General features: G+C 72.3%; 10 protein-coding genes. 5 read left to right on the top strand and 5 right to left on the bottom strand.

The annotated features are described in order from the left end of the window. The first annotated feature begins 209 nt into the window (after positions 1-209). From ACH9D2_RS05260 to ACH9D2_RS05245, 4 genes are all read left to right on the top strand, one after another. Entirely contained in the window at positions 210-881 is a 672-nt protein-coding gene (locus ACH9D2_RS05260; RefSeq protein ID WP_396361701.1) for a DNA alkylation repair protein, read from the top strand. A gap of 416 nt (positions 882-1,297) precedes the next feature. Next, positions 1,298-1,786: a PRC-barrel domain-containing protein gene (locus ACH9D2_RS05255; protein ID WP_396361700.1), complete on the top strand. Its 489-nt coding sequence runs from the start codon at positions 1,298-1,300 to the stop codon at positions 1,784-1,786. Positions 1,787-2,029: 243 nt separating this feature from the next. After that, positions 2,030-3,268: an MFS transporter gene (locus tag ACH9D2_RS05250; RefSeq protein WP_396361699.1), complete on the top strand. Its 1,239-nt coding sequence runs from the start codon at positions 2,030-2,032 to the stop codon at positions 3,266-3,268. Positions 3,269-3,418: 150 nt separating this feature from the next. Then, positions 3,419-4,237: a glycine betaine ABC transporter substrate-binding protein gene (locus ACH9D2_RS05245; RefSeq protein ID WP_396361698.1), complete on the top strand. Its 819-nt coding sequence runs from the start codon at positions 3,419-3,421 to the stop codon at positions 4,235-4,237. Here the strand turns inward: ACH9D2_RS05245 and ACH9D2_RS05240 are convergent. Then, on the bottom strand, positions 4,234-4,782 hold the full coding sequence (locus ACH9D2_RS05240) for a hypothetical protein (RefSeq protein WP_396361697.1): 549 nt from the start codon (positions 4,780-4,782) through the stop codon (positions 4,234-4,236). The genes ACH9D2_RS05245 and ACH9D2_RS05240 overlap by 4 nt on opposite strands. Before the next feature lie 362 nt (positions 4,783-5,144). Here ACH9D2_RS05240 and ACH9D2_RS05235 point away from each other — a divergent pair, with 362 nt between their 5' ends. Beyond that, a complete protein-coding gene (locus ACH9D2_RS05235) occupies positions 5,145-5,714 on the top strand; it encodes a dihydrofolate reductase family protein (protein WP_396361696.1) in 570 nt (189 codons plus the stop codon). Between the two features lie 12 nt (positions 5,715-5,726). On the opposite strand, the gene ACH9D2_RS05230 is transcribed toward ACH9D2_RS05235, so the two are convergent. From ACH9D2_RS05230 to ACH9D2_RS05215, 4 genes are all read right to left on the bottom strand, one after another. Further along, a complete protein-coding gene (locus ACH9D2_RS05230) occupies positions 5,727-5,882 on the bottom strand; it encodes a hypothetical protein (protein ID WP_396361695.1) in 156 nt (51 codons plus the stop codon). Between the two features lie 90 nt (positions 5,883-5,972). Next, the gene (locus ACH9D2_RS05225) at positions 5,973-6,368 is read right to left on the bottom strand and encodes a PIN domain-containing protein (protein ID WP_396361703.1); all 396 of its coding nucleotides are present in this window, start codon (positions 6,366-6,368) and stop codon (positions 5,973-5,975) included. A 521-nt stretch (positions 6,369-6,889) separates the two neighbouring features. After that, entirely contained in the window at positions 6,890-9,526 is a 2,637-nt protein-coding gene (locus tag ACH9D2_RS05220) for an AAA family ATPase (protein ID WP_396361694.1), read from the bottom strand. Continuing rightward, entirely contained in the window at positions 9,523-10,662 is a 1,140-nt protein-coding gene (locus tag ACH9D2_RS05215) for a metallophosphoesterase (protein ID WP_396361693.1), read from the bottom strand. The genes ACH9D2_RS05220 and ACH9D2_RS05215 overlap by 4 nt, the downstream gene beginning before the upstream one ends. Between the last annotated feature and the right edge of the window lie 151 nt (positions 10,663-10,813).

Genomic DNA, 10,813 nt, shown 5'->3' with positions numbered 1-10,813 from the left:
GACAGTCTAGGGGGAGCGGCTCTCGGGGTGGTGGACGTCGTGCCTGGTGGGAGGGGTGTCGTGGGGTGAGCGCGGGCCGATCGCGACCGCCTCGTGGGTGAACCGGCCCGTCGCGTGGAGAGGCGCCGGGTCGACGCGTGCGGTCGTGCCGCCCACGACGTCCCCCGCCTCGTAGGCTGGATCGCACACGAGACGGGCAGGAGGCCGGGATGGCCGAGACGACGGTGGCCGAGGTGATGGCCGAGCTGGCTGCGCTCGAGGACCCGAGGGCGCGCGCGGTGAACGAGCGGCACGGGGACGACCACGGGGTGAACCTGACCAAGCTGCGCGCGGTCGCCAAGCGCCTGGGAACGCAGCAGGACCTCGCGCAGCAGCTCTGGGGAACCGGTGACACGGCACCGAGACTGCTGGCGCTGCTGATCTGCCGCCCGAAGGCGTTCGAGCGCGACGAGCTGGACGCCATGGTGCGCGAGGCGCGCACGCCCAAAGTGCACGACTGGCTCGTGAACTACGTGGTGAAGAAGAGCCCGCACGCCGAGGAGCTGCGCGTGGCCTGGTCCGCCGATCCGGATCCCGTGGTCGCGAGCGCCGGCTGGGCGCTGACCACCGAACGCGTGGTGAAGAGGCCCGAGGGCCTCGACCTCGCCGGCCTGCTCGACGTCATCGAGGCGCAGATGAGGAACGCCCCGGACCGCCTGCAGTGGGCGATGAACTCCTGCCTGGCGCAGATCGGGATCGAGCACCCCGAGCACCGGGCTCGTGCCCTCGACATCGGTGAGCGCCTGGAGGTGCTCAAGGACTACCCGACGCCGCCGAACTGCACGTCGCCGTTCGCCCCCGTGTGGATCACCGAGATGGTGGGCCGGCGCAACGAGCCGTAGGAAGGGTCACGCTCGCGCTGGTGCCGCCGCGTCTTCCGCAGGTTCGTGGAGCGCTTCGGCCAGGGTCAGCCGTTGATCCGGCGCACCCGGACGGGTGCGGAGGAGTCCGCTGTGGTGCCGTTGCCCAGCTGCCCAGCTGCCCGGCGTGGTTCCTGCCCCGAGCCCAGACCGTGCCGTCGGCCCGGATTGCGCAGGCCGACTCGTAGTGGCTGACGACTCGGGTGGTCGAAATGTCCCGGCCCGGGCCACGACTCGTTCCGAGGGACCACGGTCAAGGTCACGAAGCGGTCACGACTGCCCGGGAAAGCCCGCAGGCCTCCGGAAGCCCCTTGAGTCTGCTCCGCACGTCTGCCTACGGTCGGGTGGTGCCGGGCGCGAGGACACCGGACCCAGAGGACCAGGGAAAGGACGACCGAATGCTCACCCGAGAACTGGAACGCACCATCGGCCACAAGGCCTACAGCACCCACGGTCACAAGATCGGCGAGGTCATTGACGTCTACCTCGACGACCAGACGGAGGAGCCCGAGTTCGTGTGCGTCGACACCGGCCTGTTCGGCACGAAGAAGAGCTTCGTGCCCGTGCGGGGGGCCCGGATCAACGACGACGACGAGCTGGTCGTGCCCTATGAGAAGGAACTGGTCAAGAACGCCCGGAAGGTCGACGCGGACCAGCACCTGTCGCCCGAGGAGGAGCGTGAGCTCTACCACTACTACGGGCTGACCTTCGATGTGCGGCCCGTGTCCGAGGGGCAGCCGGAGCGCGCCCGGCTGCGCAAGCACGTCGTCGAGGACAAGGCGCGGACCGAGCCGGTCCGCGAGGAGCGGTCAGGCGGTCTGGAGCCCGTCCCGGACGACGACGTCCGGATCGAGCGCGTCGAGACCGACGTCGACGACCGCCGGTAGGATTCCGCCGGCCCAGCACGCCGACCCTGTCGCAGTAGACCGCGGCCCCCGCCTCGCGCGGGGGCCGCGGTCTGCTGCGCAGCCGGGTCCACCCGCCCCGGTGGCCGTGGAGCACCGTCCGGCCGGACCTCCGGCGCGCGATCGTCGGGGCGGCGCCCGTTCTTGGTGTTGCTCCCGGGACGGAACTACCGTGATTCCCGCGCGGAGACTCCGCGTTCTCCCGGTCCGTCCTGAAAGGCCCGCATGTCCTCCGCCCCCGGTTCCGCACCGCGCCGTCGCCCTGCGCTCCCCGCTCGGGCGGCCTTCTGGGTGCAGGCGTCGGTGCTGGTGGTGCTCCTGGCCGCCTCCAGCGCGCCCAGCCCGCTGTACCCGCTGTACCAGGAGCTGTGGGGCTTCCCGCCGGTCGTGCTGACCGTCATCTTCGCCGCCTACGTGGTGGCCCTGCTCGCCGCCCTGCTCACGGTGGGCTCGCTGTCCGACCACGTCGGGCGCCGTCCGGTGCTGCTGGTCGCGCTGGTCCTGGAGATCGCCGCGATGGTCGTGTTCGTGCTGGCCGACAGCGAGGCGACCCTGGTGGCGGCCCGCCTGGTCCAGGGCGTGGCGACCGGCACCGCCACCGGCGCCCTCGGCGCCTACGTGATCGAGCTCGAGCCGGTGGGCCGCCAGGGGCTGGGCACCGTGCTCACCGGCGCCGGACCTGTTCTCGGTCTGGCCGGCGGGGCGGTGGCCTCGAGCCTCATCGTCGCCGCCGCCCCGGGAATGATCCACCTCGTCTACGTCGTGCTGCTGGGGCTGCTGGTGCTGCAGACCGTGGGCACAGCACTCGGCCCCGAGACCGTGGAGCGTGTCCCCGGGGCGCTGGCCTCGCTGCGTCCGCGCGTCCACTTCCCGCCGGACGTGCGGCGCTCGGCGGTGTGGGTGTTGCCGGCCGCGGCCGCGTGCTGGTCCCTGGGCGGGCTGATCATTTCCCTGGGCCCCAGCCTCGTCCGCTCGCTGACCGGGGCGGACTCCGTGGTCCTCACCGGCCTCGTGGTCGCGGCGCTGACGGGCACCGGCGGGATCGCGATCCTCTTCTTCGGCACGACCGCACCCGAGCGGGTGCTCGCCGTGGGCATGGGTCTCCTCGTGGCGGGCATGGCCGCCACCGTCGCGGCGCTCGCCGTCGGGTCCGTCGGGCTGTATCTCGTGGCGACGGTGCTGGCCGGCGTCGGCTTCGGCGCCGGCTTCCTCGGAGTGCTGCGCACGCTCCTGCCGCAGGCGGCGCCCCACGAGCGGGCGGGACTCCTGTCGGCGATCTACGTGGTCAGCTATCTCTCCCACAGCATCCCTGCCGTGGCGGCCGGTGCCGTCGCGGGGCGGATGGGTCTGGTTCCCACGGCCGTCGGCTACGCGGGCATGGTCGCGGTGCTGGCCCTGGTCGTGCTCCTCGGCCTCCGCCGGAACCGGCCGCCGGCCCGCGAAGGCTGCACCGCCCGTCCCTGACCGGGATCAAGGGACCTGGTCACCTGCCGATGCGGCGGGTGGGGGGACACCGAGCAGGCCTCCGCGGTCGTCCGGCTACGATCCTTCCCATGGAGCGTGCGGAGGCACGGTGACCCCGGTGCCAGGACAGAACGAGAGAGGAACGATCCCATGACGTCTTCGACCCCGGGCCCCGTGGTGCTGGGCCGCATCGACGAGTCCTTCCACCAGGTCGCCGCGGCTGTGGTGGAGGAGGTGTTGCTCCGGCTCGGCCACGACGTCGAGGTGCGCGAGGGGCCGCACCCGCAGATGTATCCGCTGCTGGCCGACGGGGAGCTGGACCTGTTCGCGGACAGCTGGCTGCCCGGTGGCCATGGGACCTACTGGGAGCAGATCAGCGACCGGGTCCTCGAGGTGGCGCCGCTCTTCGACGGTGCCCGGTTCTTCTGGGCGGTACCCGGCTACGTGCCCGCCGATCAGGTCGCCCAGCTCTCCGACCTGGCCCGTCCCGAGGTGACGGCGCGGATGGCGACGCTGGTGGTGCAGGGCACCACGGCGGGAGCCGGCCTGACCATGCGTTCCGAGCAGCTGGTGGCCGACTACGGGCTCGACGACGCCGGGTGGAGCCATCGGATCGGCGACATCCACGCGATCATCGACACGATCAACGACCGGATCGCTGCCGGCGACTGGTTCGTCACTCCTCTGTGGCAGCCGCAGTACCTCAACGACGTCCACGAGCTCCGTCCCCTGGCCGACCCGCTCGGTGTCTTCCCGCCCCCGGACCGGGCCTCCCTGGTGGCCCACCGCGGCGCGTGGGACCGGCTGCCGGACCGCACCCGGGAGGTGCTCGGACGGATCCGCTTCCCCCTGGCCGCGGTGAACGCGATGGACCGTGCGGTCAACCTCGACGGCCTCGATCCGCTCGACGCGGCGCGGCAGTGGGCGGCCCAGCACTCCGACACCGTGGCCGCCTGGCTCACCCCTTAGGACCTCCGGCGGTGGTGGAGGATGAGCAGCCGCGCGTAGCCGTCCGTGAGCCGGTCGATGAGGTCGACCTTCAGGCACTCGTCCTCCGAGATCCTGCGCACGGTGTGCAGCGAGATCCCGTCGTACTGCACGGGGTGGGGCAGGTTGCCCCGCTCGCCGGGCGGCTCCACCTCCAGCCGCCAGGCATCCAGGTCCTTCTGCGGCGTGGGGTCGTGGACCCGCTTGCGCGCCCACAGCCGGCCGTCCGGGCCGACGACCACGCCGCGGACGACGTGCCACCCGTAGCCGCACGCGATCCGGGAGAACGCGTGGCCGACCAGGGGACAGGACGTGGCCCCCTGCGGGACGTGCACGAGCTTGGCCGGTTTCAGGCCCTCGGCGCGCAGCAGCTCGCTCGCCTCGATCCCGACCTGCCGAACGCCCTCCAGGGCCCGTTCCAGGCCGAGTTCCCGGGCCTCCCGGTCACGGAGGGCCCGACGGCCCGGTTCCTGCTCGTTCATCCCCAGGGCGGCAGCCCGGGAACGCCGTTCGTCCTCGACGCTCATGCCCACCCCTTTCCTCGGTGGCCACGATCCTATGTGTCCCAGCTCACTCCGGGGTCGTGGATCCAGCCGGTGCATGCTGCCCGCACCTGGGAAAGGGAGTTCCAACCACCGCGGGTGGGGGCGCTGATCGTCGTCGTTGCGCGCCCTGGGGCGTGCCCCTCACGGTGCGCGCCGGAGAAGGCGGGACCAGGGGTGGACGGCCGAGGAGCGCTGGTGTGTCACCGGCGGCCGACGATGATGGAGAATGATCAGCCCGCGCGGGGCCCGTCCGCAGCCGGACCGGCTGATGCTGCGCCGGACCGGGGTCACGCCCGATGCGGGGACCCGATCGAGTGGACGCCACGACGTACAGGAGGTCTCCGATGACCCGCACCGTCTTCTACACCGCCACCACCCTGGACGGCTACCTCGCCGACGAACAGGACTCCCTGGAGTGGCTGTTCGTGCAGGACTCCGACCCCGAGGGCCCGCACCGCTACGACGAGTTCATCGCCGGGATCGGGGCGGTCGTGATGGGGCGAACCACCTACGAGTGGGTCCGCGCGCACCTGCACGCTTCCGGCGAGGACTGGCCCTACGACATGCCCACCTGGGTGGTCTCCCACGCGGAGCTGCCGGGCATCACCGGAGCGGACATCCGCTTCACCCGGGGAGAGGTGGCGCCGATCCACGCCGCCCTCACCGACGCCGCCGGCGGCAAGGACATCTGGGTCGTCGGCGGCGGAGATCTGGCCGCACAGTTCGCCGAGGCCGGTCTGCTGGAGCAGCTCATGGTCTCCATCGCGCCGGTCACTCTCGGGGCGGGCCGCCCCCTGTTCCCCCGCAGGTTCGACCTGGAGCTGAAGGACGTGGCCCGGAACCGGGCGTTCATCTGCGCGACGTACGACGTGGTGGGCCCGATGGCGCCCCCGACTGGAGGACCGGCCTCCTGAACCCGGGGCGGCTCACATCTTGATCCGGTGGGCCTCCCGCAGGTTCGCGAAGCGCTCGGGGTCCGAGGTCAGCACGATCACCTGGGTCCGCTCCCCGGCGGTGGTGATGGCCGAGGCGAGCCGGCGGAGCCGCTGCGGGTCGGAGTGGCCCAGGGCGTCGTCGAACAACGATGGTGTCCAGGCACGGCTGCCGTTCCGTCGGCACCACTCCGTGCTCGAGGATCTCTGGTTCGTGGGACACGGGACCGGACACGCCGGTTACCGCTTCTCCACCTCCACCAGACCGCTGAGGTGCTTGAAGTCGTCGGTGTTCCGCGTGACCTGGGTGAGGCCGTGCACCATCGCCGTCGCCGCGATCATCCTGGCGATGACATTCCTGCGATGGGATGCACCATTCCTGACCGCTTCCTCGACCACTACGCCGAAGGCCAGGGCACATCGATCGTCGTAGGGGATGCCGGCGCCGAATGTCGCCCTGGTCCTTGCGAGCTCGTTCTCCCTCAGCGCCTTCTTCGTCCGGTCCGAGGCCATGGCGGCCACTCCCATGTGCATCTCCGAAAGGGACAAGGAGCTGATGGTCAATCCGCTGAACCCGCTCAGATCGGAGGTCTCCTGCTTCGGGTCCAGGAGAGCAATCAGGATGTTGGTGTCCAGCAGCCCTCTTATGAGGCTTCTCAGGGGTCATCCGCGACGAAATTCTCCCGGTCCTCCGTCAGCTCCTTGCCCCAACCAGTGCTTTCCGGGGACTGGGTCATGAGGCGGTAGACGTCCTCCGGACTGACCTCCCTCGGTTGCTCACTGCCCAGCGCCTGCAGGGCCGCCTGCCCGAGAGCCGGCGGGACGAAAGGCGTAGGCCCGGAGGCCGGCTGAGACGTCACCACGTACGCCCCCTGATCGGTGCGCGCCACTCGCAGTCGCCGAGCAACGCCCGAGGTGAGGACACGGGGTGCCTTGGGCCCGTGGAACCACGTTGAAGACTGCCCCGCTTCGGTTGTCCTCGATCCGGGCTCATGGCGGCCTCCTCCTCTCTGGTGGAAACTGCAAGCACGGACGACTTACATGAAGAGCGTAGAGATGCCGACTGGAACAAACCAGGGCAGTCTCGACACCGGACGAGTCCTCGATCACGCCTGCCGTGCCGGTGACCAGGTCGCGTCTGGACGAGCCGGCCCGGCTCAGATGTCGATCCGGTGGGCGTCCCGCAGGTTCGCGAAGCGCTCGGGGTTCGAGGTCAGCACGATCACCTGGGTTCGCTCCCCGGCGGTGGTGATGGCCGAGGCGAGCCGGCGGAGCCGCTGCGGGTCGGAGTGGCCCAGGGCGTCGTCGAGCAGCACCGGCACCCCGTCCTCCGGGTCCACCAGCAGCGCGGTGGCGAGCCGGATGAGGATCACCAGCTGCTCCTTGGCCCCGGTGGACAGCGCGGCGAACGGCAGCCAGTCGCCGTCGAGCTTGCGCTGCTCGACCTCCAGGGACCCGCTCACCTGCACCTCGAAGTCCGGGCCGTGGACCGCGCGGCCCAGCTGCTCGACCTCCGTGCGGAACGGCTGGACGTACTGGGCGTGGGCGCGCTCGCGGTGCTCCTGCAGCGTCCGCTCCAGGAGCAGGGCGGCCGCGGCCCGCCGCTCCACCCCGGTGAGGGTGCGCCGGGCCGCCTCGAGCCGCGTCCCGGCCTGGTCGTGCTCCAGCTGCACCCGGTCGCGGCCCATGCCGTCGAGCCGTCCCAGCAGGGTGCTGCGGCGCCGCTGGTTGTCGCTCAGCAGCTCCTCGAGCCCCTCGATCTGGTCCGCCACGAGCTCCCGGTCGGAGAGCACGCGCTCGGCGTCGAGGCGGACCAGGACCGCCTCGTGCTCGTCGATCTCCTCCTGGACCGCGTCCAACGCCTCGGCCGCCGCGGCGACGGCGCGGTCGAGGTCCTCGTCCGGCACGTCGTGGCGCGCCTCCTCGAGCCGGGCCCTGGTGCCGGTCAGCGCGCGCTCCTGCTCGTGCGCCGCTCCTTCGAGGGAGTGCAGCTTCGTCTGCGCGGACTGCAGGGCGCCCCGCACGGCCTCGGCGGCGGCCTCGGCCTGGAGCGTGGCGTCCTCGGCCTCGCTCAGAGCCGCCTCCGCGGCGTCCGCCTTCTCCTGGGCGACCGCCACGGACCCGGGCAGGGCGACGTCGTCGGTCCGCTCCGCGAGGTACTGGTCGATGGTCGCGGCGAGGCGGTCCCGGTCGTCGCGCAGCCGGCTCTCGTCCTCGCCGTCGAGGAGCCGGTTGCGCTGGGCCACGGCCTCGCGGACCTGCTGCGCGAGCTCCTGCGCCTCCCGCCAGGCGGCGCGGGCCTCCGCGACCGAGCCGACCCCGTGCCGCTCCAGCAGCGCGGTGAACCGCTCGGCCGCCTGGCGGGCCGCGTCCCGGCGGGCCGCGATGCCCTGCTCCGGAGAGATGCGCACCTGCCACTCGCCGGGGATCTCGACCTCCACCACGTCGGTCACCGCCGCGGACCACGACTCCTCGGGGTCGACCTCCTGGTGGGTGCCGTCGCGCACGATCGACCGCGCACGGCCGAGCGCGGTGAGCTCCACCCGGGCGCTGCCGGCCGCCAGCTCCGCCTCGGCCGTCTCCGCCGCCCGCTGCGCCCGGTCGAGGTCGTCCACGACGTCCTCGTCGATCTCCGTGCCGGGGCGGGACCGCAGCTCCGCCAGCTGCGCCCGGACGGATTCGAGGGACGCCAGGACCGCGGTCGTGCGGCGGTGGCGCTCGACGTCGTCGAGGTGCGTCCGGTCCTCCCGGGCGGACCGGTGGGCCGCCCGGGCCTCCCGCACCGCGCGCTGGGCCGCGGCCCGGCGCTCCTCGGCCTCGTCGGAGTGCTCGCGGACCGGCGCCAGCTCCTGCTCGCAGGCCTGCAGCTGCTCGGCGAGCGCGGCGCTGCGCTCCTCGTCGGCGGTCAGCGCGGCCAGGAGCTCCGCACGGCGCGTCGAGCGCTCGCGGGCGCGCTCGAGCTCGCCGCGGGCGGAGTCCCGGCGACGCTGCGCCTCCTGCAGCTGCCGCTGGACTCCGCCGATCTCCTCGGCAGCACGGTCCAGCTCCGCCCGCTCCGCCCGGGCCGTGTGCAGCTTGCGGTCGGTGGAGGCGATCTCCTCCGTCAGCTCCGCCAGCTCCTCCTCGACCGTGGTGATCTCCGCGAGCTGCGCCGCGGTCCGCGTGGCGGCGTCCTCGGCCTCGCGGCACTCCTCCTCGGCCTGGACGACCCTGGCGTTCTTCTTGCGCGTCGAGGTCCAGTACTTGTCGCACTCCGCGCTCACGCGCTCCAGGAGCGAGGCGACCTCGCGGTCGTCGCCCTGGGCCTGGCCCGAGTGGCACTCCAGGGCCCGGCGCAGGGCGGCGCTGTCGGTGAGGGCGTTCTGCGTCAGCCCGCCGGCCTGCATGAAACGCAGCGCCTTCCACAGGGCGGTGTCGGCGCCGGCCCACAGCTGCTCGGCGGCGTCGTGGGCCTCGCGCCCGGTGAGCGTCCGGCCGGCCAGGGGGCCTGCCACGTGGTGCAGGGTGGTGAACGGCTTCTTCAGCCACTGCTTGGTGTAGACCGCCCGGGTGCCGCCGATCGAGAACTCCGCCTCCACGAGGACGGGCACGTCCCGGCCGGCGGGCTTCGCCTCGAGGATCTTCTTCTGCTTGCTGCTGTCCGGCAGGGCGATCAGCGCGTCCAGGGCGTCGATCATCGAGGTCTTGCCGATCTCGTTGCGGCCGGTCACCACGACGACCCCCGACTCGGGGAACTCGATCTCGCGGGCGGTCACGCCTCGGAAGTTCTCCAGCTTCAGACGGTGCAGCTTCATCGGGGGGTCCCTCCCACGAGGCGGTACAGGAGCCGGAGCGCGTCACCGGCGGTGGGCGCCTGCTCGGCGTCCGAGGCGGCCAGCTCGCGCAGGTCGGTCACGGCGTCGGCGGCGTAGCCACCGACGTCGAGGTCCTCGAACTCGTGCTGGTCCGGGACGACCACCAGGTCGGTGTGGCGCTCCCACGCGTTGAGGCTCGCGAAGACCTCCGCCTGCTGCTCGAGCAGGTCGTCCAGCCGGGCGGACTCGGAGAGGTTCAGGGTGCCGGTGAAGACGGTCTTCAGGATGATCCGCTCCTTCGGGGTGAGGGCGGCGAGCTCGGTCGCCAGTGCGTCGACGTCGTCCTGGCCGTCGAGCTGTCGCTCGAGGACGCGGTGCTCCCACCGACCCACCTCGTGGGAGGTCACCTCCGCGGTGGTGCCGTCCAGCGCCACCTCCAGGACGTGGCCGCGCCCGTGCTCGCGGAAGCTCGTGGACTCGTGGGTCCCGGAGTAGTGGACGGCGCCGCGGTCGTCCTCGGGCCAGCGGATGTGGCGGTCGCCCAGCGCGACGTAGTGGACGGCGCCGCGCTCGATGGCCTCGTCCAGGGGCGCGCTGCGCACGGTCGTCAGGGAGGTCTGGTCGGGGTCCAGCTGGTCGAGCATGCCGTGGCCCACCACGATGCGCAGGGTGCCGTCCGCGTCCAGCCCCTCGAGGGCAGGGGCGACGGGGTCCGCGTCGGGACGCTTGCTGCGCCAGGGCGCGGCCACCAGCTCGACGCCCGCGGCGACGGGCCACGGGCCCACCTCGTCGAGGAGGACCACGTTGTCCGGCTTCAGGCCGAGGAAGGCCTCCTGGGAGTAGATGGATCCCGGTCCGAGGGGATCGTGGTTGCCGGGCAGCAGGTACACCGGCAGCTGCACCGAGCCCATGGCGTCCAGGGCCCGCCCCACGTCCCGCCGGCTCAGGTTGGCGTGCTCGAAGACGTCGCCGGCCACCACGACGAACGCGCACTCCCGCGCGCGGGCCAGCTCCCCGATGCGGCGGATCGTCTCGACCCGGTCGCCCGTGTAGCGGGACTGGGCCTCGCCCTCGAGGTAGTGCCGGGTCATGCCCAGCTGCCAGTCGCTCGTGTGGAGGAAACGGATGCTCGTCATCGAGGCCCCTCGATCGGTCGCGGGTGTGCTGCCCGGGGGTGCGGGTCCTCTGCCACGCTATCGGCACCGGCGGACACGGGAGGTTCCGGCACCCCGGTCCACCCCTCGCCGAACTCACCAGTGGCACCCGAGATGCGGGTTGTTGTGCGCC

Source organism: Kocuria rhizosphaericola, assembly GCF_044462205.1.
GTDB lineage: Bacteria > Actinomycetota > Actinomycetes > Actinomycetales > Micrococcaceae > Kocuria > Kocuria rhizosphaericola.
This window is presented reverse-complemented; position numbering and strand designations above follow the sequence as displayed.

Bases quoted from the DNA above. Each gene is read 5' to 3' on its own strand.
- ACH9D2_RS05260 (WP_396361701.1), top strand. From the start codon at position 210: ATGGCCGAGACGACGGTGGCCGAGGTGATGGCCGAGCTGGCTGCGCTC.
- ACH9D2_RS05255 (WP_396361700.1), top strand. From the start codon at position 1,298: ATGCTCACCCGAGAACTGGAACGCACCATCGGCCACAAGGCCTACAGC.
- ACH9D2_RS05250 (WP_396361699.1), top strand. From the start codon at position 2,030: ATGTCCTCCGCCCCCGGTTCCGCACCGCGCCGTCGCCCTGCGCTCCCC.
- ACH9D2_RS05245 (WP_396361698.1), top strand. From the start codon at position 3,419: ATGACGTCTTCGACCCCGGGCCCCGTGGTGCTGGGCCGCATCGACGAG.
- ACH9D2_RS05240 (WP_396361697.1), bottom strand. From the start codon at position 4,782: ATGAGCGTCGAGGACGAACGGCGTTCCCGGGCTGCCGCCCTGGGGATG.
- ACH9D2_RS05235 (WP_396361696.1), top strand. From the start codon at position 5,145: ATGACCCGCACCGTCTTCTACACCGCCACCACCCTGGACGGCTACCTC.
- ACH9D2_RS05220 (WP_396361694.1), bottom strand. From the start codon at position 9,526: ATGAAGCTGCACCGTCTGAAGCTGGAGAACTTCCGAGGCGTGACCGCC.
- ACH9D2_RS05215 (WP_396361693.1), bottom strand. From the start codon at position 10,662: ATGACGAGCATCCGTTTCCTCCACACGAGCGACTGGCAGCTGGGCATG.